At 38.9% G+C, this 25,391-nt stretch carries 23 protein-coding genes; 5 read left to right on the top strand and 18 right to left on the bottom strand.

Annotated elements, in window-relative coordinates; genetic code table 11:
• Positions 1-131: 131 nt before the first annotated feature.
• Complete coding sequence (locus PYW34_RS05360) at positions 132-1,268, top strand: site-specific integrase (protein WP_002334198.1); 1,137 nt, start codon at positions 132-134, stop codon at positions 1,266-1,268.
• Positions 1,269-1,360: 92 nt separating this feature from the next.
• On the opposite strand, the gene lepA is transcribed toward PYW34_RS05360, so the two are convergent.
• Positions 1,361-3,196 (bottom strand): translation elongation factor 4, encoded by a 1,836-nt coding sequence (lepA, locus tag PYW34_RS05355; protein WP_002334197.1) that lies wholly within the window; start codon positions 3,194-3,196, stop codon positions 1,361-1,363.
• Between the two features lie 146 nt (positions 3,197-3,342).
• Here lepA and PYW34_RS05350 point away from each other — a divergent pair, with 146 nt between their 5' ends.
• Genes PYW34_RS05350 through PYW34_RS05340 form a run of 3 tightly spaced genes read left to right on the top strand, consistent with a single transcriptional unit; the run spans position 3,343 to position 5,741 of the window.
• Positions 3,343-4,563, top strand: a complete 1,221-nt coding sequence (locus tag PYW34_RS05350) for a GNAT family N-acetyltransferase (RefSeq protein ID WP_002301557.1) — start codon at positions 3,343-3,345, stop codon at positions 4,561-4,563.
• 19 nt (positions 4,564-4,582) lie between these two features.
• Positions 4,583-5,077: a nucleoside 2-deoxyribosyltransferase gene (locus PYW34_RS05345; protein ID WP_002301556.1), complete on the top strand. Its 495-nt coding sequence runs from the start codon at positions 4,583-4,585 to the stop codon at positions 5,075-5,077.
• Entirely contained in the window at positions 5,055-5,741 is a 687-nt protein-coding gene (locus PYW34_RS05340; RefSeq protein ID WP_002323661.1) for a hypothetical protein, read from the top strand. Before PYW34_RS05345 ends, PYW34_RS05340 begins: the two co-directional genes overlap by 23 nt.
• Before the next feature lie 146 nt (positions 5,742-5,887).
• Here the strand turns inward: PYW34_RS05340 and clpB are convergent, their stop codons facing one another.
• The gene (gene clpB / locus PYW34_RS05335; protein ID WP_002301554.1) at positions 5,888-8,497 is read right to left on the bottom strand and encodes an ATP-dependent chaperone ClpB; all 2,610 of its coding nucleotides are present in this window, start codon (positions 8,495-8,497) and stop codon (positions 5,888-5,890) included.
• A 349-nt stretch (positions 8,498-8,846) separates the two neighbouring features.
• On the opposite strand from clpB, the gene PYW34_RS05330 reads away from it, so the two are divergent.
• Positions 8,847-10,271 (top strand): IS1182 family transposase, encoded by a 1,425-nt coding sequence (locus PYW34_RS05330; protein WP_002322596.1) that lies wholly within the window; start codon positions 8,847-8,849, stop codon positions 10,269-10,271.
• A 15-nt stretch (positions 10,272-10,286) separates the two neighbouring features.
• On the opposite strand, the gene PYW34_RS05325 is transcribed toward PYW34_RS05330, so the two are convergent.
• The 16 genes from PYW34_RS05325 to PYW34_RS05250 form a co-directional block, all read right to left on the bottom strand.
• The gene (locus PYW34_RS05325; protein WP_002300648.1) at positions 10,287-11,333 is read right to left on the bottom strand and encodes a lysylphosphatidylglycerol synthase transmembrane domain-containing protein; all 1,047 of its coding nucleotides are present in this window, start codon (positions 11,331-11,333) and stop codon (positions 10,287-10,289) included.
• A 10-nt stretch (positions 11,334-11,343) separates the two neighbouring features.
• Positions 11,344-11,616, bottom strand: a complete 273-nt coding sequence (locus tag PYW34_RS05320) for a DUF1294 domain-containing protein (RefSeq protein ID WP_002330119.1) — start codon at positions 11,614-11,616, stop codon at positions 11,344-11,346.
• A gap of 34 nt (positions 11,617-11,650) precedes the next feature.
• The gene (locus tag PYW34_RS05315; protein ID WP_002300651.1) at positions 11,651-12,559 is read right to left on the bottom strand and encodes a diacylglycerol/lipid kinase family protein; all 909 of its coding nucleotides are present in this window, start codon (positions 12,557-12,559) and stop codon (positions 11,651-11,653) included.
• Positions 12,560-12,690: 131 nt separating this feature from the next.
• Positions 12,691-13,923 carry a peptidase T gene (pepT, locus tag PYW34_RS05310; RefSeq protein ID WP_002288340.1) on the bottom strand — a complete coding sequence of 411 codons (1,233 nt, stop codon included), beginning with the start codon at positions 13,921-13,923 and terminating at the stop codon, positions 12,691-12,693.
• Between the two features lie 14 nt (positions 13,924-13,937).
• Positions 13,938-15,059, bottom strand: a complete 1,122-nt coding sequence (locus PYW34_RS05305; RefSeq protein WP_002288338.1) for a Nif3-like dinuclear metal center hexameric protein — start codon at positions 15,057-15,059, stop codon at positions 13,938-13,940.
• On the bottom strand, positions 15,056-15,757 hold the full coding sequence (locus tag PYW34_RS05300; protein ID WP_002300656.1) for a tRNA (adenine(22)-N(1))-methyltransferase: 702 nt from the start codon (positions 15,755-15,757) through the stop codon (positions 15,056-15,058). Before PYW34_RS05300 ends, PYW34_RS05305 begins: the two co-directional genes overlap by 4 nt.
• A gap of 143 nt (positions 15,758-15,900) precedes the next feature.
• The gene (locus PYW34_RS05295; protein WP_002323022.1) at positions 15,901-16,341 is read right to left on the bottom strand and encodes a hypothetical protein; all 441 of its coding nucleotides are present in this window, start codon (positions 16,339-16,341) and stop codon (positions 15,901-15,903) included.
• A 128-nt stretch (positions 16,342-16,469) separates the two neighbouring features.
• Complete coding sequence (gene dnaI, locus PYW34_RS05290; RefSeq protein ID WP_002288331.1) at positions 16,470-17,396, bottom strand: primosomal protein DnaI; 927 nt, start codon at positions 17,394-17,396, stop codon at positions 16,470-16,472.
• Positions 17,396-18,769, bottom strand: a complete 1,374-nt coding sequence (locus tag PYW34_RS05285; RefSeq protein WP_002300664.1) for a replication initiation and membrane attachment family protein — start codon at positions 18,767-18,769, stop codon at positions 17,396-17,398. Before PYW34_RS05285 ends, dnaI begins: the two co-directional genes overlap by 1 nt.
• A 22-nt stretch (positions 18,770-18,791) precedes the next feature.
• Positions 18,792-19,283 (bottom strand): transcriptional regulator NrdR, encoded by a 492-nt coding sequence (gene nrdR, locus PYW34_RS05280; RefSeq protein ID WP_002288327.1) that lies wholly within the window; start codon positions 19,281-19,283, stop codon positions 18,792-18,794.
• Positions 19,284-19,594: 311 nt separating this feature from the next.
• The gene (locus PYW34_RS05275) at positions 19,595-19,927 is read right to left on the bottom strand and encodes a hypothetical protein (RefSeq protein ID WP_002288325.1); all 333 of its coding nucleotides are present in this window, start codon (positions 19,925-19,927) and stop codon (positions 19,595-19,597) included.
• Between the two features lie 51 nt (positions 19,928-19,978).
• Positions 19,979-20,608: a dephospho-CoA kinase gene (gene coaE / locus PYW34_RS05270; protein WP_002288324.1), complete on the bottom strand. Its 630-nt coding sequence runs from the start codon at positions 20,606-20,608 to the stop codon at positions 19,979-19,981.
• The gene (mutM, locus tag PYW34_RS05265; protein ID WP_002300666.1) at positions 20,572-21,408 is read right to left on the bottom strand and encodes a DNA-formamidopyrimidine glycosylase; all 837 of its coding nucleotides are present in this window, start codon (positions 21,406-21,408) and stop codon (positions 20,572-20,574) included. Before mutM ends, coaE begins: the two co-directional genes overlap by 37 nt.
• A gap of 44 nt (positions 21,409-21,452) precedes the next feature.
• Positions 21,453-24,098, bottom strand: a complete 2,646-nt coding sequence (polA, locus tag PYW34_RS05260) for a DNA polymerase I (protein WP_002333048.1) — start codon at positions 24,096-24,098, stop codon at positions 21,453-21,455.
• 125 nt (positions 24,099-24,223) lie between these two features.
• Entirely contained in the window at positions 24,224-24,907 is a 684-nt protein-coding gene (locus PYW34_RS05255) for a Bax inhibitor-1/YccA family protein (RefSeq protein ID WP_002296397.1), read from the bottom strand.
• Positions 24,900-25,385: a MaoC/PaaZ C-terminal domain-containing protein gene (locus PYW34_RS05250; protein ID WP_002296398.1), complete on the bottom strand. Its 486-nt coding sequence runs from the start codon at positions 25,383-25,385 to the stop codon at positions 24,900-24,902. Before PYW34_RS05250 ends, PYW34_RS05255 begins: the two co-directional genes overlap by 8 nt.
• Positions 25,386-25,391 lie beyond the last annotated feature (6 nt).

Below are 25,391 nucleotides of genomic sequence, written 5' to 3'. Positions count from 1 at the left end.
TTAAACGCAAAAGAACATAAGTTCGTATACTTCTATTGAAAATACGGATTTTACATCTATTCCCTCTCTATATGTACCAAAAGAATTTAACTATCGTACTAATGACATAGCAATATGAAAGGACTGATTTTATGCGTGGCGGTGTGAGAAAACGTGGAAAACGTTGGTATTATTATTTTGAAGATATTAATGATGATGGCTCAAGAAAAAAAGTGGAGAAAGTTGGCGGAGACACCCGACCAGAGGCCGAAGCTGCTTTACGAAAAGTTTTATCAGATATTGACGAAACAGGACAATACTTTTTAGGTACGGATACTCGAGTAAAACAATACCTTGATTTTTGGATGGAGGAATACGTTAAACTAAATCTAAAATACAATACCTATGAAAACTACCGATTTACCATCAAAAATCATATAGATGGTTATTTAGGAAAGAAAAAACTTACGGATCTCTCCCCTGCTCTTTTACAAAATTTCATCAATGCTGAATTTAAAAAGGGTTACTCGAAGAAAACAATGACTATTACTCACTCTGTCCTTAAGAATGCGCTGAATATGGCGGTTTATCCTTGGGGGTTAATCAAGCAAAATCCTATGCTGTATGTAAAGATACCAAAATACGAAGAACGACCAACGACTAAAAAAGATCTAAAAATCATTTCTCTTGAGGACTTTGATCATATGCTAGAAATCACTCCTGAAGGCCATCCTTTCTATATTCCTTTGAATATTGGATTTTATACGGGAATGCGCGTTGGCGAAGTTTGTGGTCTGACGTGGGATAATGTCGATTTTTCAAATGGAACAATTACTGTAGAGAAACAAATGGTAAAGAATGATGGCGCATGGATATATGGTACACCAAAGACAAGCAGTTCCAATCGAACGATTTTTATTGGACAAACCTTGCTAGCAATTCTGAAAAAACATAAGAAACAACAATTAGAAAATCGAATGAAGTATGGAAAGCTCTACATTGATTCAAATGCAGTATGTACAAAGGAAGACGGTGGGCTAGTTACGCCAAGTGTAGTGAAATGGAATACTAAAAGGATATCGAATGCACTCTCCCTCTCTTTTAACTTCCATTCTCTCAGACATACTCATGCTACACTTCTTCTCGAAAATGGCGCAAAAATGAAAGAAATCTCTGAACGATTGGGGCACAGCAGAATTTCAATTACGATGGATACTTACTCGCATGTGACAGATAAGATGAGAAATGAAACGGTCGATATCATGGAGAATCTGAGAAAGAATTCTTGAACTTTGCCACCGAAAAAAACCACCGGTGGCAAACCGGTGGCAAATCCATGTAAACACGGTTTATTTTTTACACTGTTTTCAAACAAACCTTGCTATTTCTTCGGTTCGTCCTCATCCATTTTCAGAACAGCCATGAAGGCTTCTTGCGGAACTTCGACTGAGCCGATTTGTTTCATCCGCTTCTTCCCTTCTTTTTGTTTCTCTAAGAGTTTACGTTTACGAGAAACATCTCCACCATAACATTTAGCCAAGACGTTTTTACGCAAGGCTTTGATGTCTGAACGGGCAACGATTTTTTGTCCAATAGCTGCTTGGATTGGCACCTCAAATTGTTGGCGTGGGATTAGTTTTTTCAGTTTTTCAACGATTGCTTTTCCACGTTCATAGGCAAAGTCTCGGTGAACGATAAAGCTTAATGCATCGACTTTTTCTCCATTCAGCAAGATATCCATCTTCACTAACTTGCTTTTTTGATAACCAGACATTTCATAATCCAATGAGGCATAGCCTTTCGTGCTTGATTTCAATTTGTCGAAAAAGTCAAAGACAATTTCAGAAAGCGGAATATTATAGACGACATTTACTCGGTAATCATCTAAATAATCCATCGTAATGAATTCTCCCCGTTTTCGTTGAGAAAGTTCCATTACTGCACCGACAAAATCATTTGGGACCATGATCTGTGCTTTGACGAATGGTTCTTCTACATCCTGGATCGTTACAGGTTCAGGAAAATCTGCCGGGTTATCTACTGTAGCAGTCGTACCATCCGTTTTATTAACATGGTAAATAACGGATGGTGCAGTCGTGATCAATTCTAGATTGAATTCCCGTTCCAAGCGTTCTTGGACGACATCCATATGAAGAAGTCCGAGGAATCCACAGCGGAACCCAAAACCTAATGCTTGAGAGGTTTCTGGTTCGAATTGTAAAGCAGCATCATTCAATTGCAGTTTTTCTAAAGCTTCCCGCAAATCGTTGTAACGAGAAGTATCAATTGGATAAAGACCACAATAAACCATCGGATTCATTTTTCGGTAACCTGGTAAAGCTTCAGCGGCAGGATTGTCTGCTAACGTTACTGTATCCCCTACTCGTGTATCTTGGACAGTTTTGATACTTGCTGTGATATAACCGACATCACCGACCATCAAAAAGTCTCTAACAACTGCTTTTGGCGAGAAGACCCCGACCTCTGTAACATCAAATGTTTTTCCATTACTCATCAGTTTGATTTTGTCTCCGGGTTTGACCATACCGTCCGTGATTCGGACATTTAGAACAACACCGCGGTAACTATCATAAATAGAGTCAAAGATCAAAGCTTTTAGCGGTGCATCTAAGTCTCCACTTGGTGCAGGAACATATTCCACGATCTGCTCGAGAATATCTTCAATCCCAATCCCTGATTTGGCACTAGCTAATACAGCTTCACTAGCATCAATTCCGATTACGTCTTCGATTTCTTGACGGACACGTTCGGGATCTGCTGCGGGTAGGTCGATTTTATTGATGACTGGCAGGATCTCCAAATCATTGTCTAAGGCTAAATAAACATTGGCCAATGTTTGGGCTTCGATTCCTTGTGCTGCATCGACCACTAAAACGGCACCCTCACAGGCAGCAAGGCTTCGAGAGACTTCATAGGTGAAGTCGACGTGCCCTGGGGTGTCAATCAAGTGAAAGATATATGTTTCTCCATTTTTCGCTGTGTAATTGAGTTCTACAGCATTTAATTTAATCGTGATTCCACGTTCACGTTCCAAATCCATCGAGTCTAACAGCTGATCTTGCATTTCGCGAGACGTCACAGTGTGCGTCATTTCTAAAATACGATCGGCCAATGTAGATTTCCCATGGTCGATATGAGCGATGATCGAAAAATTACGAATCTGCTCTTGGCGTTCTTTCATTTTCTTTATATCCATAGCGTCTCCTCTTTTCATATAATCAGCACTTTCCATTATACCAACGAAAAGCAGTAATTTAAAGAGTTTTTAATTAGTCAGCTATAGAAGTTTTTTTTGTAGAATTTTGCTATACTGTTATCAAGCTAATAAATGGAGATGAAAAAATGGATCAAAAAGATTTTAGAGAAAATCTTGAATTAAAACCGGTCACTCAAGAACATATCGATCAATTCAATGAATTGCTTTCCTATGTGTTCCAAGTGACTGAAGCAGATATCGAGGAAAGCGGGTTTGAGAATAAACGAGCTTTTATCCGTTCCAAAAGACCGATTTTGGAAGTATCGAAAGTGTTCGGATGGTTCCACGAAAATAAACTGATCTCTCAAATCGCTATCTATCCTTGTGAAGTCAATATTCACGGTGCACGTTATAAAATGGGTGGTGTGACTGGAGTTGGAACTTATCCAGAATATGCGAACCATGGATTGATGCAAGATCTAATTATCGTTGCATTGGATAATATGCGCAAGAATAAGCAATGGATCTCTTATTTGTATCCTTATAGTATCCCCTACTATCGGCGTAAAGGATGGGAAATCATGTCTGATAAACTTTCCTTTAAAATCAGAGATACACAGTTACCTAAACAAATCCCAGTAAGTGGTATGGTTGAGCGATTACCAGTTGATCATCCAGACGTATTTTCCGTTTATGACAAATTTGCCCAACAAAACCATGGTGCTTTATTCCGCAGTGATTTTCATTGGGAAGAGTATTGGCGTTTCGAAAATGAAGATGAGCGCACAGCCGCTGTCTACTACGATAGCAACCATGAACCAAGAGGTGTTCTATTCTACTGGGTAGCTGAAGAAATATTTCACGTAAAAGAAATGTTCTATCTTGATCAAGAAGCTCGAAATGGCTTATGGAACTTTATTTCCGCACATTTTTCCATGATCTACTGGGTACATGGAGATATTTATAAAAATGAGCCTTTAGCATTTTTGATTGAAGATAGTCAGATCAAAGAGCAGATCGAACCATATTTTATGGCTCGGATCGTTGATGTAAAAGAATTCCTTCAACGGTTTCCGTTTGTTGGAACAGCTGATGCTTTTCATTTCATCATTGAAGATCCTGTCGCTCCTTGGAATAATGGCGTCTTTGCTTTAACATGGGATGAACAGGGAAAAGTCCGTGTCTTGAATGAACCTATAGGAAAATCCGTTCGATTGAATATCCAAACATTGACTTGCTTGATGATGAATTATCGACGTGCTTCTTATTTGGCAAGAATCGAACGGTTAGAAACAGATGAAGAAACACTGAAGTCACTAGAGCGTATCATTCCAAACATGGAAGCTTACTTTAGCGATTATTTTTGATAAAAAGGATGATGTTTAGATGAAAATTTATTTTGCCGCACCAATGTTTGCTAAAAGTGATTTGTTATATAACCAACAGTTAGTTAAAGAAATCAGAGAGCTCTCTTCTGAGCTTTCGATCTATCTTCCTCAAGAAAATGAAGCAATCAATGACAAAACTGCTTATGCAGACAGTCGAATGATTGCTCTTGCTGATACAGAAAAAGTGTTGGCTAGTGATTTAATGATTGCTTTACTAGATGGGCTGACGATCGATGCCGGGGTAGCATCGGAAATCGGTGTGGCTTATGCGAAAGGCATCCCAGTGATCGGCTTATATACTGATACTCGACAGCAAGGCGGAACCCACCCGAAAAAAATCGCTGCACTACAAGAAACAGCTGAAAATCAATTTCACTACCTGAACTTATATACAATAGGTCTGATCAAATTGAACGGAAAAGTGGTTTCTTCAGAAACTGAGTTGCTTTCAGAAGTAAAAAGATTTTTAGATGGAGGGACTTTCAGTGATTAAAGAAATCAAAAAGGTGCAAATAGCTTTACTTGCTTTTGGCATATTCGTTGTCTGCTATAATTTTTATGAATTTATCACACAAAAATATTCGACTTCTCAAGGAATCACATTTATCGTGGAATCTTTATTAGGGATTGCATTGATTTTCATGCCACAAGTCATTTTGAAAGTTTTCAAACTTAAAATACCAGCAGCAATCGTTTTGTTTTACTGGTTTTTCTTGTTCATCTCTGTCTTTTTAGGCACAGGGATGCATTTGATCAGTATCATCTCTTTTTGGGACAAAATTTTACACGCTGTGAGTCCAATGGTCCTGACAGCTCTTGGCTATGGATTGATTGGTTACTTGATGAAAGATGCTGAGATATCAAAAACCAGTCCTTGGTTGTTCCTCTTATTCGGCTTTGCGTTTGCTGGACTTTGCGGCGTGTTTTGGGAGTTCTGGGAATTCTTATGTGACCAATTCTTAGGCATGAATCTTCAACGCTTTGCTGCTTCTGACGGCACACTGTTTGTCGGACGAGCAGCATTGATGGATACGATGGGCGACTTGCTGACAAATACGATAGGTGCTGCCTTGATGGGATTGTTTGCTTGGTCTCAAAGTAAAAAAGATGAGCGTTATTTTGAAAGTTATAAATTAGAAAAAGTAAAAAATATTTAATAAAAGAGATTGTGGCAGAAGCGGGCAGCTTCAAGGAATTTCGACTTATTTTTCGAAGAAGCTACTTCTGGAATTTATTCGGAAAAAGGGGGTGTGACACTAGTTGTGTCACACCCCCTTTTTCTTTCATAGTCTCAATTTGAAGATTAGACGATTTCTTCTAGTTCTTCTGTTTTGAAATGAAGTTGTCCATCAAGTAAAGTAATCGTTACTTTTGATTTAGGCATAACATGCCCTGCAACGATTTCTTTAGCTAGTGGTGTTTCTACTTCCTTAGTGATAAATCGTTTCAGTGGTCTTGCACCATATGCTGGTTCATAAGCATTTTCAGCAATCCACGTTTTGGCTTCATCACTGATTGTCAACAGGATTTCTTGATGTTCCAGACGTTGTGCCAATTGCGCCACCATTTTGTCAACGATTCCTTTCACGTTGTCTAGGCTCAATGGTGTAAATAAAATCGTGTCGTCGATTCGGTTCAAGAATTCTGGTTTGAAGTTTCCACGTAATAGCGTGTTGACTTGTTCAGCCACTGCTTCTGGAATCGTTCCATCAGCAGTCACGCCTTCCAGCAGTAACTGTGAACCGATATTGCTGGTCATGATCAGAACCGTATTTTTAAAATCTACTACTCGCCCTTTTGAATCAGTCAAGCGTCCGTCATCTAGGACTTGTAACAAGATATTGAAGACATCGGGATGCGCTTTTTCGATTTCATCCAACAAGACGATTGTATAAGGATTTCGTCTGACAGCTTCCGTTAATTGACCACCTTCTTCGTAACCTACATAGCCTGGAGGAGCTCCGACTAGACGAGACACAGCATGTTTTTCCATATATTCACTCATATCGATCCGTACCATATGATCTTCTGAGTCAAACAAGTTCTCAGCTAACGCTTTCGCTAATTCGGTTTTTCCGACACCAGTTGGTCCTAGGAAAAGGAAAGAACCTAGAGGACGATTTGGGTCTTGCAATCCAGCCCGTGAACGAATTACCGCGTCACTGACCGCATCAACTGCTTCATCTTGACCAATCACTCGTTTATGAAGTGTTTCATTCAATTTAATTAGTTTTTCTCGTTCACCTTCTACAAGTTTCGTTACGGGGATACCCGTTAATCTGCCAACGACTTGAGCAATCTCATTTTCGGTAACGGACTCTTGAACCATCTTAATCTCGCTGTCTTTTGCTTTAGCTTCTAATTCCTTCAATTCTTTTTCTAATTGAGGTATCGTACCATGACGCAATACAGCAGCGCGTTCTAAATCATAGTTATTTTCTGCATCTTCTAATTCGTGTTTTGCTTTATCGATTTCAGCACGTTTTGCTGAAACAGAATTGACTTCTTCTTTTTCTGTTTCCCACTGCATCTTCATCGCATTTGCTTCTTCACGAAGTTCAGCTAATTCTTCTTGCAAATTTTTCAAGCGTTTTTTACTTGCATCATCTGATTCTTTTTTCAGTGCAGCTTCTTCGATTTCCAACTGCATCAAACGTCTAGTAACTTGATCTAATTCCGTTGGCATAGAGTTCATTTCTACCCGAATCGTTGCACTGGCTTCATCGATCAAATCGATTGCTTTGTCCGGTAAGAACCGATCAGTAATATAACGGTCAGATAAAGTAGCTGCTGCTACTAATGCGTTGTCATGGATGTTAACACCATGGTGGATCTCAAAACGTTCTTTTAATCCACGCAGAATACTGATCGTATCTTCCACTGTTGGTTCTTTGACTAATACCTTTTGAAAGCGACGTTCCAACGCTTTGTCTTTTTCCATATATTGACGGTACTCATCTAAAGTTGTGGCACCGATCAAATGTAATTCACCGCGAGCAAGCATTGGTTTCAACAGATTTCCGGCATCCATACTTCCTTCTGTTTTTCCTGCCCCTACGATATTGTGGATTTCATCGATGAACAAGAGGATACGTCCATCACTTTTTTTGACTTCTTTCAAGACTGCTTTTAGTCTTTCTTCAAATTCACCGCGGAATTTTGCTCCAGCGATCAATGCACCCATATCTAATGAAAAAATCGTTTTATCTTTTAAATTTTCAGGCACATCTTTGCGTACGATACGTTGAGCAAGCCCTTCAACGATTGCCGTTTTCCCTACACCGGGTTCTCCTATCAGAACAGGATTATTTTTTGTTTTTCGTGAAAGAATACGGATGACATCACGGATTTCTTCATCACGACCGATGATTGGATCCATTTTTCCGCTTTTGACTTGCTGTACTAAATCAACGCCGTATTTTTCTAATGCTTTGTATTGTTCTTCTTGGTTTTGTGAGGTCACTCTTTCTCCTCCTCTCATCTCTTCGATGTTTTTACGCAATTCTTTTTCAGATAATCCGTTTTTATTCAAATAAACAGTTAACGGATAATTTTTTAATTTCATCAACGCTAAAATAACGACTTCCGTTGAAAGAAACTCGTCGCCGAAGCTTTCACGTATTTGGTCTGCTTCATTCAATAATCGAAAGAAATTCTGGCTGAGGTTTTGTCCATATTGGACGTTTCCACCAGAAACAACTGGATACTCATCCAGTAGACGATCAATTTCATGTTCAAAAGATTCGACATCCAATCCGGCATCCGTATAGAAATTTCGACCAAAATGATTAGGTTGTAAAAAGATTTTCCATACATGGGCAATGTCGATATCTTGGTGTTTTCGAGTGACCGCAATCTGTTGAGCTTCAGCAATCGCTTCTTGAAGCGTCGTAGTCATTTTCTCAATATTCATACAGGTATACCCTCCTAATTAAAGATAAGATCACTTATTTCTTTGATCTTTACAAAAACTATTATATCGCTTTGGTCAATTTTGGTCAAAATATACACATAGTTTTTTGACTTTTTTTCTCGACTTATATAAATCTTAAAAAACAAAATTGATTGTATGTATATAAAAAAAGAGCCAAACAAACGTAAAATTATCTTATCCATAACGTTTTTCTTTGATTTGATAAAAAGGGTAGATCTTATAAAAGACCTACCCTCAGACTGTAGACAAACTCCTAAATTTGGAGTGTTGTTTGCAGTTTTTTTGTTTTATACTCATTGTATAAACTATTCTGGGAGTGATTCTAACGATGAGAAAACAATCGATTGAAGGTAGAAATCAATTTGCTATGTTAACAATTGATGATCTTGTACCTAAAGATCACTTAGTTCGAAAGATTGATGCTGCGATTCAGTTTGATTTCATTTATCCCATTGTAGAATCTACGTATTCGACCCATGGTCGTCCCAGTATTGATCCAGTGGTCTTAATTAAATTAGTATTTATCCAATATTTATTTGGTATCCGTTCGATGAGACAGACTATTAAAGACGTTGAAACAAATGTTGCTTATCGTTGGTTTTTAGGTTATTCATTCGAGGATCCTATCCCGCATTTCTCTACTTTTGGTAAAAACTATGTTCGAAGATTTAGAGAAACAACTTTATTTGAAGACATTTTCTCTCATATTCTAGAACAAGCTGTAAAAGCTGGCTTCGTTACGGAAGACAACCTTTATATTGATTCTACTCATATTAAGGCAAATGCCAATAAACATAAGTTCACAAAAGAAATGACCTACGGTCAAGCTAAAGCTTATCAAGATGAATTAGAAGATGAAATAAATAAAGAACGTATTGCTGTAGGAAAACGTCCTTTTACATGGGACATAGAAAGTGAGTTGAGTCTTCAAAAAATAAGTCATTCAGATCCAGAAAGTGGTTACTATGTTAAAGGTGAACGAGAAAAACAATTTGCTTATTCCGCGCATACTTCCTGTGAAGATAATGGTTTTATCTTATCTACATTAATCACACCAGGAAATGTACATGACAGCCAAGTCGCAATCGATCTGGTCAAACAGTCGAAAAGAGCTTTTCCAAATATAAAGCGTGTTGTCGCTGATGCAGGATATAAGACGCCTAAATTTGTTCATTTTCTGTCACACTTGAAACTCTACCCGATTCTTCCATATACTGTACCTCATGGAGTAAAAGGAATGTTTCGTAAAAAAGACTTTGTTTATGATGCCTATTTTGACTGCTATTTATGTCCCAATAATCAACCGTTGTTATTTTCAACTATCACTCGTGATGGTTATCGAACCTATAAATCAAATCCAAAATTCTGTAGGAGTTGTCCATTACTTAAAAACTGTACTTTGAGTACAAAACATCAAAAAATAGTAACTCGACATGTTTGGGCGGATCTTATGGATGAACTTGAACACCAACGCCATACGGCGTTGAATAGAGAAATTTATAAAAAGAGAAAACAAACCATTGAACGAATATTTGCAGATGCAAAAGAAAAGCATGGTATGCGTTGGACGAAATATCGAGGTCTCGAAAAAGTCGCCACGCACACGATGCTTACGTTTGCTGCCATGAATTTAAAAAAACTAGCCACATGGCTATGGAAAGCAAAAAAGCCTATGGCTTTTTATTTCAAATTTCTACAAAGACTAACAAAAAGGAGTTGGCAATTAAGCCACTCCTTTTTGTCTACAGTCTGAGATCTTATAAAAGACCTACCCTTGATTTTCTTTATTCTCTTTTTTTACTTCTATTATTTCTTCTTTGATCACTCTTCGCCGTTCAGCAATCACATACACAAATCCATAGAGAAATGGCAAGATAAAGGAACTGAAACGATACAGTAAAAGCGAAGAAACTGCGTCAACTGTTCCAACAACTGGTCTGAATAATAACAAATAGACAAATTCAAAGGAACCAATACCAGCAGGCGTAGGAATAACCCCTGAAAGCACTACTGCAAAGCTGATAAACGAAATGGTCAGTAGAAAATCTATTTTAGGATGGTTTTCAATCAGAATCAAATAGGGAAGTACATACCAAAATACAAGTTTTAACATATTCCATAGATAAATCCGCAATAGCGCAGTCCTGTCTTGGATAATGGTTTGGACCGTTTCCCTTAAAGAGTAGATCTGCTGATTGCATGTATCCACCCATTTTCGCAAACGCTCACTCTTAAATAACTTATTCGATAAGCTGACAAAAAATATTTGGACATTCAAGCTGACGGACATCGCCAATAAAAAGGCAACAATCACGATCGTCAAAAGGATACCAGCGATGATAAACCAGATCATTGACGGACCATTAGAATAAAAAAGAGAGAATTGGATGACCAAGCCAGCTAATGCATAAGTGATCACTGCCAGTTTGTACATAATCATATGGAGTGCTGTCACCCCTGCTCCCTGGGATAGCTTCATTCCTTTTTTGTTATAAAAATAAATCTCCGAGATCAGCGTTCCTGTACCAAATGAAACGATTCGGTAAAACGCAATATAGCTAGAGGTCAAGAACCCATCTTTCGTTGTAAAATTCGGCGCGAAAGGTTCAGCAATTTCTTTGATTGAGCGCCCTTCAGCGATTTGGTAAACTGTCCCTAATATAACAGCTGCTACCAAAACAACAATACTGGTAGACAGCAATTCGGCAAAGATATCTGCAAATGATTGATTGATTAAATAATAAATAATGGCAAAAATCACAACCAGCAAAAGCAGATTTAGAATGATTTTAGTTTTCGTTCCTTTAGACGACATCTCCTGCTCCTTAATGGAAAAAATAAATGAGAATCAAATCAACAAGTACACCTGCAGCGAATCCTATAGTAAACTTCTTTTTCCGCGTTTTATGATGGAAAACTTTTCGAGAGATCAATCCTCCCAAACCACCGCCTAACAGGCTGACAAATACCAAATTATTCTCAGGAACACGCCAGTCGCTAGTTCTAGCCTGATGTTTATCATACCCCATCAGACAAAATAAGTAAAAATTCACAATGAAAAGGTAAAACCACAAAGGATTGTGTAACAATACATCCATTACTCTTCTTCCAACTTTCTGTTAACTACTATTTCTAAGCTTTTTCTTCTTTCTTTGGTGAATAAACTGTTAATCCTTTTGATACAACAGATAATTCAACTGGAAGATCATCTGTCGTGTCTCCATCCGTTCGAGTGCCCACAGATTTTTCCTGTGCTTGGATTTTCATGCGTTTGGCTGTGAAATAAGTAATGCCGGGGATCGTATAGAATTTGCCTCTCATGATTCTAGGCAAATAAAAAATAAATCGGAAAATATCTAAGGAAGGTACGATCGTTACATGGAATTTTCCATCATCTGGGGTCGCTGAGTCGTCAAAATTTGTAAAACCGCCCACGGAGTTAGACATCGTGACTGTCAACAGTTGGGATTTTCCTTTCCAATGCTCCTCGTCTGTTTCTAAATCCAAATGATATTTTTTCTTCTTCAGCAATAACTTAAAAAACTTCTTGATAAAGATCCACGAGCCGTAACGCTGTTTTTCTTCTTGACTGATCCAAACTGCTGTATCTGCTAAGATTCCGATTGTCAGTGTAGAGATAATGACTTCATCATTGACTTGACCATAGTCTATTTTCCGTACATTACCTTCCAGGATCACGTCAGCAGCTTCTTCTTTTTTGAGGGGAATCTCAAGAAAACGTGCAAGGTTGTTGACAGTTCCACCTGGAAGTAATCCGACATGGTATTGAGATAATGTTTTTTGGAACGCTTGGACGATATGATGAATCGTGCCGTCTCCACCTATAATTACTAAAGTATCAGCTTCTATAGCTTCTGCTTTCTTGACTAATTCCGCATCATCAATCGATGGGCCAGTTTCAGCTAGTTCTACATATAATTCTGGCTGCTTTTCTTTTACATAATCTTGAAACCAGCGTGCTAATTTCTCACCCTCATCTTTCCCTGAACTTTTGTTATAAAAAACTAGCAGCTTTTCCATTCTTTACCTCCTATTTACTCTTCAAAAAAGAGGGCGGGACAACCAATTCCATTGTCCTGCCCTTTAGCCTTAGACAGATGACATTCCATCATTGGGACGAACGCCTTGTCATAAGCTGTTCTTTTTCGATTTTAACTCTTTGTGTTCAATTCTGCAATTTTTACAATCACGTCTGTTGCTTTTTCCATTACTTGTAAAGAAACAAATTCGAATCGTCCGTGCATATTTTCTCCTCCGGCAAATAGATTTGGCGTCGGAATACCCATGTAAGAGATTTTTGAACCATCTGTTCCTCCACGAACTGGTTCGATCACTGGAGAGATACCAAGCTCGATCATTGCTTGTTTCGCTAATTCCACGATGCTCATATCTTTTTCAATGATTTCTTTCATGTTGTAATATTGATCATACATATCTACTTTGATTCGTTCTTGATCAAATCGCTGATTCAACTCTTCTTGGATATGGGTGATTTGTGCTTTGCGTGCTTCGAATTTTTCACGATCATGATCGCGAATGATATAACTCATAGAAGCTTCTTCAGGATTCCCATCCAATGCCATCAAATGGAAGAAACCTTCGTATCCTTCCGTTTTTTCTGGAACTTCATCGGCTGGAAGCTGATTATGAAAATCGATTGCTAACTGTAGAGCATTGATCATTGTATCTTTTGCCGTCCCTGGATGTACATTTTTCCCTTGGATCGTGATATTTGCTTGAGCAGCACTAAACGTTTCATACTGCAACTCACCTAAAGGACCACCATCGACTGTATAAGCAAAATCTACATCGAATTGCTCAACATCGAATTTATCCGCTCCGACACCGATTTCTTCATCAGGACCAAAAGCCACTTTGATGGTACCGTGAGGGATAGAAGGATTATTGATCAAGATCTCCATTGCAGTCATGATTTCCGCAATCCCTGATTTGTCATCTGCTCCCAGTAATGTACTGCCATCTGTTGTGATCAATGTGTGGCCTTCATAATTTTTCAAATTTGGAAAATCTTTTGTATTCAATGTATAGCGTTCTTCCGCATCTAGTACGATCGTCGACTCACCATCATAGTTTTCAATGATTTGTGGATTGACTCCTACTGCATTAAAATCTGCTGTATCCATGTGAGAAATAAATCCAATGGAACGCACTTCATGATCAACATTGCTTGGTAATGTTCCCATAACGAATCCGTTATCTTCATTATAGAAAACATCAGCTAAGCCTAACTCTTCCAATTCTTTTTTCAATTCTTGCGCAAAAGCAACTTGTGTCTGAGTCGATGGAGTCGTTTTGCTTGTTGCATCGGAGCGTGTTTCTGTTTTGACATATCGTAAAAAACGTGGCAAAAGATTTTCGTACATAGTATTCTCTCCTTTTAATTAAATTGAAATGGGTTTGTATTTGTTTCAGAAACGAAAAAGTTAATATCCCAATTTTCTTCTTGTTTCCAAGATTCAAATTTCTCGATAAATCGTTGCTTGCATAACGATTCAATATAATGACCGGGATCAATTGCGATCAACCCAGCGCTTTGCATATCATGAGCCGTATGATAATAGATATCTCCCGTGATATAGACATCTGCTCTTTGGGCGATTGCTTGCGGATAAAATTTTTCACCGCTTCCACCGCAAATCGCAATGCGCTTCACAGAGGATTTTGCATTTTTTGGCTGGACTATTCTCAGTCCATCTAGTTGGAACGCTTCTTTTACTTGTTCTACAAATGCCTCTATAGAAATTTCTTGCGGCAATTCACCTACTCGTCCTAACCCAAACATTTCGACTGGTTCATCTATAGCGAAAAGATCATAAGCAGGTTCCTCATAAGGATGAGCTGACCGCATGGCTTGAATCACTTGTTTTTCGATAGTTTCCGGCAAAATAACCTCAACTTTTGCCTCTTGAACTTGTTCTGTCTTCCCTACTTTCCCAATCGCTGGTTGTGCACCAGCTTCCGGAGTAAATCGACCGTGTCCAATCGAGGTAAAACTTGTACCGGTATAATCACCTTGTGTACCAGCACCAGCTGCAGCTAATACTTCACGCATTTTCTGTGCATGATCCACAGGTACATAAACGGCCAGTTTTTTATAATGAATCTCATGAGTCTTTACTAAATAACTCTCCACTTCAATACCGAGAAGTTCACAAAACCAGTCATTCAGTCCATCCCAAATAATATCCATGTTCGTGTGTGCTGCATAGACGGCAATATCATGTTTCAACAAATCTGCATACATTTTTTCTTGTGGCTGATCAGTAACCAGCCGTTTTACAGGACGAAAGATTGGAGGATGTTTAGCAATCAGCAAATCGATTTTTTTCTTGATTGCTTCTTCGACCACTTCTGGACGAACGTCTAATGTCATCATTACTCGTTGGATTGGCTTATCCAATGTTCCGATATGCAGTCCGACTGGGTCTCCTTCTTCAGCTAGCCACTGAGGACAATAGCTTTCAAACTTTTGGATGAAGGTGCGTCCGCTGATTGTCATGTCTTTAAAACCTCCTCAATCATTTGGATTTCCTGCTCGATTTGTTTTTGACGTGTCTCTTGATTAGCTGCTTGTTTGAGCTGTTCACGGATAGCTTTTCTTTGTTGAAGCTCTCTTGTCCATTTTGATTTGAAGATCTCACTTTTCTCTTCAAGCAGAAATGGCCCGAACATCAGCTCCATTTCATTGTAAGTAACTGGTTTTTGTTCTTTTTCGGCTACAATGATTTCATATATTTTTTTATTTTCTTCAAGTATTTTTTCTGATTGGATTTTATACTGATTTTCTTGCAGCCAAGATCGTAATGTACGCTCTCCGATGTTTGGCTGAAGGATCAAACGTTCTTGTCCGCTTAAGCGTTGATTCAACTTGCCAGCTTCTAGGATATCTCGGATCAGTGAACCTCCCATACCCGCAATCGTGACAGCTGTAATACCATCTTGTGGCTGGATAGCATCTAGACCATTTGCAAGGCGTACGGTGATACGGTCTTCTAATCCATCTTTTTTGACTTGCTTACGTGCTGATTCATAAGGACCTTGAACGACTTCACCAGCAACTGCATATTCGATTTTTCCTCTTAATATCAATGCAACGGGTAAGTAAGCGTGATCTGATCCAATGTCTGCTAAACGAGCGGATTCAGGAACAAAGTCACCCACTGCCGCTAAGCGCTGAGATAAATCTAAATGGTTCATAGCTTCACTCCTTCTAGATAATTATAGCATTTTCCAAATAAAATAAGGAGACTAGGAATAAAAAAATTCCCATATCTCCTTAAAAAATATACCTTTTCGTTCTATAAAACAACATTTTCTTATTTTTGAAAAAATGTTGTTGGTTATTTGTTCAATGAAACATCAATAATCGAATCTCCAGGAACTTGCGGTGGGATAGACATCGTCATGATCGGCATCTCAACTAATGTAAATTGGACTTTGTCACCGATTTTCAATTCATTTATGTCCACGCTTATTTTTTCAGCAGTAGCATTTAAGATCACTCCGTCATTGCTGAATGACGTTCCCATATTCGCTGGATCTTCTTTGGCCATGACATCGACGAGTTTCAACTGAAGCGTTTCTTCTTCTGCTTCTACTTGAGTGATACTTTCAATCGTTCCAACAAATATGCTTTGTCCCTCCGTTTTCGTACTGCTTGTTTTTACTGTTTGACCCGCATCAATCGAATCAACAGAACCTGTGTTGCTATCTGCGCTACCGCAGCCTGCTAAAAGAAAAAATAGACCAACTACAGATATACTAGAAAAAATAGCCCTCATAAAAAATCCTCCGTTTAAGTTTCTGCATTACTTGTTGCGGTGATTGTCTCCGGTCATTTCTGTCCATATAATGATTCGCTGACCTGCTTTTACTACTAGGTCAAATGTCAGTTGGACTTGTCAACTGTTCAACCATTGCGTCGGTTGCGACCAGTCATTTCGATTTCTTTTGTCAAATAACGTATGCGTTCCATTATCCGTTTCGCTTTTAGCGGCTCTTCATCTCCACGTTGAGTGACGGACAAATGCTGTTCCAATTCATCCATTGTAAAATTCGATGAGAAGAAGGTTGGTAACTGTTCCTGCATCCGATATTGAAGGATAACACCGAATACTTCGTCTCGTATCCAACTACTCATCGCATCTGCACCAATATCATCGATCATCAAAATAGGTGAACGTTTCACTGCATCTAACTTTTCTGCCACTTGATCTTTTCCGATTGCCTGTTTCATCTCAACGGCAAATGTCGGAAAATGGACTAGCGTCGTGGTGAATCCAGCAATCGCTAATTCTCTCGCTGTTGCTCCTAATAAATATGTTTTTCCAATACCAAAACTTCCTACTAGATACAGTCCTTTATGATACCCTTTTGGATCAGCAGTATATTTCTCTACAAAATCTAGGGCTTCTAAGCTCGCATATCCTCGTCCATCTGTACGTTCAAAGTTTTCAAAAGAAGCCGATTGAATATCTTTTGGCATATCCATTGCTTTTACTCGGCTTCTGATTTCTTCTTGTCTTTGCCGTGCTAACAATGCTTCCGTTGGTACATAAGTGACATCCACATAATGAAAATTCAATGTCAGCTTCGGCTCATAGCCGGGAGCGATCATCGTTGGATCGTTTTTTTGATATTTACGCTTTTCTTGCACGAATTCATACAATTTGGCGTAACTTTTTTCAATATCCGCTTGTGTCAATTCTTCTTGGTGTGCGCTTAGAAAAGCTTGAACATCCGCATCATTTAAGACTTCAGCGATCATTTCAGCATACTTTTCTTGATAATTGCGTTTGCTGATGATCCTCTTCAATTCTTTGCCTACGTCTTCCACTAGATGTCACCCTCCTTTTTTGCCAGGTATTCTTTAAAACGGCGGTCAATCTCTGCTTTTTTCTCGCTGCTGATCTGTTTTTCATCTTTTGGCTGATTGACCCAATCAGGAAGCTTTTCCCGCCGAACATTTCGCTTGCCATTTGGATAATTTGTTTGCTTCTTTTGTTTTGATTGTTTTGCTTGATTGCTTATTTGCCGAATATGCTGAATTGCTTCTTCTGCTGTGGCGATTTTCTTTTGTGCCCATTCATTTGCCACTGTATTCACATAACTAGCATTTAAGCTAGCATTATTTTTGATCACCAATACATAATTCAACAAAACATTGATCACGCTACTGGAAAGACCTGATTGAGAAACAAGATCTTGCAGTAACCAGTTTTCTTGTTTAGAAACATATCCGCCTTTTTCTGACTTGATTGCTTCCAGATATTTCATCGGTGGAATGCTCTGTGCTTCTTTTATCAGCTGAAGCGCTGCGTTTGTCAAATGTTCGTTTGACGAGGGTTCATTACTGTTTTCAGAAACCGCAACTGTTTCTTTTGTTTGCTTCACCGGACGTCTCTGCATTGCCAAAATGGCTTTTTGCAGTTCTTTTTCAGATACTTTTTGTTCACTAAAGTCATAAGATTGACTGATCAGTTCGCCAAGTGTCAATTCATCGAAACCGTAAAGCTGATGATACATGTCGACTTGTTTGATGATTGGATCATCAAGACTTGCAATATGTTTTTTTGCCAGCCAATCATTCAAAAACTGCCAATCGAATGTCGAATCTGCTTCAAGTAATGCTACTGATTCAGATTCTTCAAAAGATTTATTCAGCGATTCGATGTTTTCTTGATTAGCAGCGTACACTGCTTCATTGAAGCGATAAACATCTAAAAATTTTTTTGTGATTTTTTGATATCCCTCTGCTGTATGCCTTTTAGGTTCAAACAATTGGGTAAGCTTCTGGAATCGTCGTTCACCAACTTTTTCCAGAAGAAGAAAAGCCAGAACAGAGTCTTTGAAAAATGCTTTAGGAATGAGTGGTTCTAACAGCTCATAAATAAAACGAGGTCCCAGATCACTATCTTCTTTAAAATAAACATCCAGTAAGCCGATTCCTTCTAGCTTTTTTCTTGCATCATAAAATTGCGGGATACCGCAGCCTAGACTACTAAGCAGATCTGCATGCATCCCTTCAGGACCTTTGCCAGATTCTTGAGAGATTTCTGATAACAGGGTGAAATAGATACTCAAGGCTTCTCCGCCGATTAGTGGCTGATAAAGATACAGCAAGGCGTTCTTGCTGTCTTCTCTCAGCGGAGCCGCTTTTCTTCCTTGGTAAATATTTTTTGGTTGAAGCTCTTTCCAAGCATTTTCCAAGGAAATGCCTCCTTTTTGTTTCTTAATTGTTTTCTTTATTATTCTCTTTATTATTTTCTTTTGCTTTATCCACGATATCTTGCAACTCTTTTAAGAAAACAGACATATCTTTGAACTGGCGATAAACACTTGCAAAACGAATATAAGCGATTTCGTCTAAATCAACTAAATCTTCCATCACATATTCACCAATTAGATTCGTCGATACTTCGTTTTCTCCGAGACTGCGTACGCGGTTTTCGACATGGTTGACGATTTGTTCCATTTGTTCCATAGCTACAGGTCTTTTTTCTGCTGAACGGATGAGTCCTCTTAAAATTTTATCGCGATTGAACTCTTCGCGTTCCCCGTTTTTCTTGATTACTAATAACGGAGCAGCTTCAATTCGTTCAAATGTAGTGAATCGGAACGAACAATTCTCACATTCGCGACGGCGACGGATCGCACGTCCATCATCTGCTTGACGGCTGTCGATTACTCGTGAATTATTATGTTGACATCTGGGACATCTCATTTTGTCTCACCTCTTGCATCGCATTTTATATAAAGGATGTGTCTTTCTTTACAACTAGTTGTATTATAACACGAAACAAATCACAAACGCGACTGTCCTACCCAAAAAACACGGATATAAGAACAATTTTTTCTACTTTCATGCGTAATTGTGTCCCCTGTCCTTACTAAATTTCAATTTTCCAATACTGATCACCTTGATTACTGAGAAATAACTTACACAAAAGCTGATTTAGTCATCTAGCACAAAAAACTTGAAGCAGATGAACACCTTCTCATCTGCTTCAAGTCACATCTCGATTTTTTACTATTTTATAACTTCTCTTCGATTCCTGTATAGTGTTTCATTCGCTGTTCCTCGATTTTTTGCTCATCGGGAATGTGGTCACTTTCTGGGAGCGGTGTTTTACTACGATCAGGTGTCGGATTTTTTCGTTCTTGAGTCAAATCTTGCCGCTTCGCTTCTTCTTCTGCCTGCTGGTCTTCTATTTCATCGATTCTTGCTTGGTACTGCTTTTCTTTTTCTTCTGCTGTTTCTGATTGCGTACGACCTTCATCGATTAGATTTTCTTTATTGAGCATCTCGCCGATTTTTTCTTTTGCGTTACCTACGACTTTATCCTTTTGATTTTTTAATGATCCCATCGCTATCCCTCACTTTCTATATACTCAGGATAGCAAAATTGACACAGATACTCAAAGAAAGCGATTAGCAAAAAGCCAATTTTCGATTTGTCCCACAAGTTTTTCTTTTGTTCCATTGTTGTCGAACAAAATATCCGCACGCTGCTTTTTTTCTTCGATTGGAAGTTGACTACTAATTCTCTGCTGCGCTTGTTCTAGCGTCAGTTGATTACGTTTCATCAAACGCTGAAGCTGAGTTTCTGGCGTAGTATAAACGACAGCTACTGCATCCATATAGTGGTCATAATGACCTTCGTAGAGCAATGGGATATCTACAATTACTAAAGGATGATTGGAACTTAGAGAGGCGATTTGATCTTTTATCGCTTTTCGGATAAACGGATCTAATAGCTGATCAAGTTTTTGCCGTTTTTCCTTTGATGGAAAAACAATCATCCCAAGTTTCCCTCGATCTAGTTGCCCATCAGGCTGCAATACCTCTTGGCCAAACACTGATACAATTTTCCTCAGAGCAAGCGTTCCAGGCTCAACAGTTTCTCTGGCAATCACATCGCCATCGATCAAAGGAAATCCATGAGACTGAAAGACTTTGGCTGCCGTACTTTTACCGGTAGCTATTCCACCCGTCAAACCTAAAACAAATCCTACTTTGCGATTTTTAGCCTTTGACAATTCGGACAATAGTGCGTCCCCCTTTGTGCCACTTTTGTTTTCACGATCGGCGTTCCACAACGTATACATGGTTTGCCAGTTTGCTGATAGACATGCAGTGCTACTTGAAATCCGCCTGATTCTCCTAATGCATTCAAATAACTGCGAATCGTGGTACCTCCGGCTTCTATTGCACGATCCAAAACATCAATGATCGATAGACGTAATTGTTCTACCTCTTTGGGGCGCAGTGTGTTCGCCGGTTGTTCTGGATGGATCTTCGCTTCCCATAATGCTTCATCTACATAAATATTACCTAGACCAGTCACTAGACGTTGGTCTAGCAGCAATGGCTTGATTGCTTTGTGGGACTTTTTCAGTCCATTTGCGAAATCTGCTAATAAGAAGCTATCTGGCAAAGGCTCAGGTCCCAATTTCATGATTCCTCGGTAAGTTGCACTTGCTCCTTTTTCGACGATTGTCATACGACCAAATTTTCGTACATCGTTGTAGCGAAGTTGGCTTCCATCCTCAAAAAAGAAAAGTACATGCGTATGTTTATCGATTGGTGTATTTTCTTTCGTAAATTGATATTTTCCTTCCATTCGCAAGTGTGAGATCAGTTCATAATGATCGAGATGAAAAATTAAAAACTTCCCTCTACGTCCAATGGATTGGATGGTTTCGCCAACAAGAGAAGCCTCAAAGATGGGTGTCTCTGGTTGCTCGATGATCTTGGGCCACAAGACCTGAACTTTTTGAATCGTTTTTCCTACTACTAACCGTTCCAATCCTTTACGAACGGTTTCTACTTCTGGTAATTCTGGCATTTTTTCTTTTCACCTTCATTATATTGCTCTGTCTTAAACAATGTTTATTTTGCTTCGTACCACGTTTTTCCCCAACTGCTGTCAGTGATCAGTGGTACATGAAGAGAAACAGCTTGTTCCATAACTTCCTTCACCAATTTATCTAATGATTCAAGTTCTTTTTTCGGTACCTCGAAGACAAGTTCATCATGAACTTGTAACAGCATCGTAGCTTGAAGACCTGTTTCTTTTAATCGTTTATCCAATTCGATCATCGCGATTTTCAAAATATCAGCAGCACTTCCTTGGATTGGTGTATTGATAGCTGTTCGTTCCGCAAAAGAACGGATATTGTAATTTCTTGAATTGATGTCTGGCAGATATCGACGGCGGTGATACAGCGTTTCGACGTAGCCTTGGTCTTTTGCTTCGCGTACGATTCTTTCCATATATTCTTTGACACCTGGGTATTTTTCAAAGTACGTATCGATGTATTGCTGTGCTGCTTTTCGGCTGATTCCTAGATTTTGTGAAAGTCCGTAATCAGAGATGCCATACACGATACCAAAATTCACTGCTTTTGCCTGCCTACGCATATTTGGTGTGACATCCTCTGCCTTTTCGATTCCAAATACACGCATCGCTGTGCTGGCATGGATATCTTGACCTTCTAGGAAGGCAGCTTTCAAATGTTCATCATTTGAGATATGCGCAAGTACGCGTAACTCGATTTGTGAATAGTCAGAAGAATAAATCAGCCAGTCTTTTTCTCTAGGAACAAATGCCTGACGTATCTTTCTCCCTTCATCTAATCGAATCGGGATGTTCTGCAAATTAGGATCAACAGAGCTTAATCGTCCTGTTTGGGTCAATGTCTGGACATAACGGGTATGCACTTTTCCATCTGATTGGATCACTTTCAGCAGTCCCTCGACATAGGTAGATTGAATTTTTGCAATTTGACGATAGGTGAGGATATCCTCTACGATTGGTGCTTGTTCACGAAGCTGTTCCAGTACATCTACGGCTGTGGAATATCCAGTTTTTGTTTTTTTGATAACGGGTAATCCCATTTTTTCAAATAAGATCACTCCTAATTGCTTTGGTGAATTCAAATTGAATTCTTCGCCGGCTTCTTCGTAGATTTTTTGTTCGATCTCTCTTAAGCGAGCAGAGAACTCGCCCTTCATTTCTTGTAAGCGAGTCGCATCTACTTTGATCCCGCTTATTTCCATCTCTGCCAAAATGATAGACAATGGCAGTTCCATTTTCCGGAAAAGATCTTCTTGGTTTTTATCTGCCAGTTCTTGGCTCAATTTTGGTGTCAACGCATTGATTGCAGCTACTTTTCGCGCTAAATGAGCAAAAAAGAGTTCCTCTTCTTCTGGTAAACCTTTTTTCGCCCCTTTGCCGTATACAGCTTCATCTGATTGGATATCGTTGTATCCGTAATGAGCAGCTATTCCTTCGATATCTGTGCTTTTTTCATTCGTATCGAGAAGGTATGCACCTAGCAAGACATCAAAATCGATTCCTTTCGTTTTTCCAGTATAGCGGTTTAAAGCAACATAAGTTCGTTTCGCATCATATACTTTTTTCAGCCGAGTCGGATCAGTGATCCAAGAATGGAACGCTCGGTTTTCGAATACAGATAGATCGTTCGTGACATAAATTTTCTTTTCTGTCCCCCACGCTACTCCGACGATTTCCTCTGTATGATAATTGTCGCCCATCATTTCCACGTACAACGCCATATCCGTAGTAAACATTTCCTCTTTGAATTCATGAACGACTTCAAACAAAATATCATCCATTTTTACTTCTTCTTCTACGATATTCAATTTAGAAAGGAACTGATTGAAATCCATTTCTTTATAAAACGGAACGAGTTTATCGAGATTTTTCCCTTCATACTTCAATGAGTCGATAGAGACATCCACAGGCGCTGAAGTATTGATGGTCGCCAATTTTTTCGATAAGAAAGCCTGCTCTTTGTCATTTATCAGATTTTCTTTCATTTTGCTTTGCTTCATTTCATCGATATGTTCATAAATTCCTTCGACTGAGCCATATTGTTTCAATAGCTTGATAGCTGTTTTTTCACCGATTTTAGTCACACCGGGGATATTGTCAGAGGCATCTCCGGCTAGTCCCTTCATGTCAATAATCTGTTTTGGCGTCAACCCATCATATTTTTCCGCTACATGTTCTGGTGTATAGCTTTCGATATCGCTGACACCTTTTACAGTGATATCCACTTTTACTTCTTTACTAGCTAATTGAGTCAAATCCCGATCACCTGAAAGCACGACGACATCAAATTGATCTTTGTCTACTTTTTCTGCCAAAGTACCGATAATATCATCTGCTTCATAATTGGGCAATTCGTAATACTGTACCCCTAGTCCTGTCAACAAATCACGTATATATGGCATTTGTTCTTTGAATTCGCCAGGTGTTTTGGATCTTCCACCTTTGTACTCCGCATACATTTCTGTCCGAAAAGTCGTTTTTCCTGCATCGAACGCAACCAGAACATGAGTCGGTTGCTCTTTTTGCATAACATTTTCAAACATCGTATTGAATGCATAGATTGCATTTGTATGAAGACCGTTTCTATTTTTGAAACGTTCAAGAGAATTGTGAAGCGCAAAGAATGCGCGAAAAGCCACACTGTTCCCATCAACGAGTAATAATTTATTTTTTGTCATCTTCTTAACTCCTTACTGTAAAGTTCTTATTCATTCTAACAAAGAATCCTGCGGAATGCGAAAAGAAAAAGCGGGACCATACCAAATAATTCGGTATAGCCCCAACTGATGAATTTTTTTCTTTTTTAGTTGTTCCGTCCAAAGATTCTCAGAAACGCCAAGAACAAGTTGATAAAGTCCAAATACAGCTTCAATGCCATGAATACAGCAATTCCACTATGTGCTGTTCCGTTTGTCTGGACATAGATATTACGGATGCTTTGGTTATCATAAGCTGTAATCCCTGCAAAGATGACGACTAACAGTAGGGAGATGAACAGCTCAACTACGCTACTTCTCAAAATGAAGATGTTCAAGACTAGTGCAATGATCACTCCGATTAAAGCTGCCTGTCCTGCTCTTCCAACCCCGCTAAGATCTCTTTTTGTTGTTACTCCGACAACAGACATCCCCATGAACATCAAAGTAGCTGTCAAGAAAGCTTGCGTTACTGTTCCAATATCGTAGTATGCAAGAGTAACCGCTAATGTTATGCCATTCAAAAGAGAGTAGGCAATAAATCCACCGATTGCTAAGCTCGGATTCTTTTGTGCTTTTACGCCTAGAACCATTACTAAAATCAGTTCAACGATCCACAGACCCACAAAGCCTAGTGGAAAATTATTGATAAAAGTTGCTAATTGCAAAGGAAATACCCAAAGAGCCAAGTAAGAAGTGACTGCACTAAGGGCAAGTCCCATACCTAAAAATCCATAAACTTTTGCATAAAAACGATTGATACCTGACATTGATGTACTTGGATTATTCATTCAATTCACCTTCACTTTCGATTGCTATTTCCAATTCAGGAACTTGTGGCGGTTGGACCATAACGACAGCATCCAACACACGATCTTCGTTCGTATTCTCCGCTTCTACAGAAATCGTCACCACATCCTTCATCTTATCTACTTTTATGACCTCAAACTGAAAAGTCAGTGTTTCATAATGGAAAACCGGTTCAATAAAATTGACAGAAAAATTGACAACATGTGATCCTGGTCCAGGAAGATGCTTTGAAATTGCACTTGTGATGATCCCCATCAGCATCACTGATGGAACGATTGGCTGTTGATATTCTGTTTTTTGTGCAAAGTCATGTTGGATATACAAAGGATTTGCATCATTCGTCAATCCCAAATACAGCAAAAGCTGGTTATCTTCAATAGATTCTGTTAAGGATAACGAGTCGCCTTCCTCGATTTCATTTATTGTTTTTCCTAGTTTTCTCGGCTTACCTATGTTCAAGATAGA

Source organism: Enterococcus faecium (genome assembly GCF_029023785.1).
Taxonomy (GTDB): domain Bacteria; phylum Bacillota; class Bacilli; order Lactobacillales; family Enterococcaceae; genus Enterococcus_B; species Enterococcus_B faecium.
This window is presented reverse-complemented; position numbering and strand designations above follow the sequence as displayed.

What these genes read in the sequence shown, in the direction of transcription:
- PYW34_RS05360 (WP_002334198.1), top strand. Translation starts at nt 132, where the DNA reads ATGCGTGGCGGTGTGAGAAAACGTGGAAAACGTTGGTATTATTATTTT.
- lepA (WP_002334197.1), bottom strand. Translation starts at nt 3,196, where the DNA reads ATGGATATAAAGAAAATGAAAGAACGCCAAGAGCAGATTCGTAATTTT.
- PYW34_RS05350 (WP_002301557.1), top strand. Translation starts at nt 3,343, where the DNA reads ATGGATCAAAAAGATTTTAGAGAAAATCTTGAATTAAAACCGGTCACT.
- PYW34_RS05345 (WP_002301556.1), top strand. Translation starts at nt 4,583, where the DNA reads ATGAAAATTTATTTTGCCGCACCAATGTTTGCTAAAAGTGATTTGTTA.
- PYW34_RS05340 (WP_002323661.1), top strand. Translation starts at nt 5,055, where the DNA reads ATGGAGGGACTTTCAGTGATTAAAGAAATCAAAAAGGTGCAAATAGCT.
- clpB (WP_002301554.1), bottom strand. Translation starts at nt 8,497, where the DNA reads ATGAATATTGAGAAAATGACTACGACGCTTCAAGAAGCGATTGCTGAA.
- PYW34_RS05330 (WP_002322596.1), top strand. Translation starts at nt 8,847, where the DNA reads ATGAGAAAACAATCGATTGAAGGTAGAAATCAATTTGCTATGTTAACA.
- PYW34_RS05325 (WP_002300648.1), bottom strand. Translation starts at nt 11,333, where the DNA reads ATGTCGTCTAAAGGAACGAAAACTAAAATCATTCTAAATCTGCTTTTG.
- PYW34_RS05320 (WP_002330119.1), bottom strand. Translation starts at nt 11,616, where the DNA reads ATGGATGTATTGTTACACAATCCTTTGTGGTTTTACCTTTTCATTGTG.
- PYW34_RS05315 (WP_002300651.1), bottom strand. Translation starts at nt 12,559, where the DNA reads ATGGAAAAGCTGCTAGTTTTTTATAACAAAAGTTCAGGGAAAGATGAG.
- pepT (WP_002288340.1), bottom strand. Translation starts at nt 13,923, where the DNA reads ATGTACGAAAATCTTTTGCCACGTTTTTTACGATATGTCAAAACAGAA.
- PYW34_RS05305 (WP_002288338.1), bottom strand. Translation starts at nt 15,059, where the DNA reads ATGACAATCAGCGGACGCACCTTCATCCAAAAGTTTGAAAGCTATTGT.
- PYW34_RS05300 (WP_002300656.1), bottom strand. Translation starts at nt 15,757, where the DNA reads ATGAACCATTTAGATTTATCTCAGCGCTTAGCGGCAGTGGGTGACTTT.
- PYW34_RS05295 (WP_002323022.1), bottom strand. Translation starts at nt 16,341, where the DNA reads ATGAGGGCTATTTTTTCTAGTATATCTGTAGTTGGTCTATTTTTTCTT.
- nrdR (WP_002288327.1), bottom strand. Translation starts at nt 19,283, where the DNA reads ATGAGATGTCCCAGATGTCAACATAATAATTCACGAGTAATCGACAGC.
- PYW34_RS05275 (WP_002288325.1), bottom strand. Translation starts at nt 19,927, where the DNA reads ATGGGATCATTAAAAAATCAAAAGGATAAAGTCGTAGGTAACGCAAAA.
- mutM (WP_002300666.1), bottom strand. Translation starts at nt 21,408, where the DNA reads ATGCCAGAATTACCAGAAGTAGAAACCGTTCGTAAAGGATTGGAACGG.
- polA (WP_002333048.1), bottom strand. Translation starts at nt 24,098, where the DNA reads ATGACAAAAAATAAATTATTACTCGTTGATGGGAACAGTGTGGCTTTT.
- PYW34_RS05255 (WP_002296397.1), bottom strand. Translation starts at nt 24,907, where the DNA reads ATGAATAATCCAAGTACATCAATGTCAGGTATCAATCGTTTTTATGCA.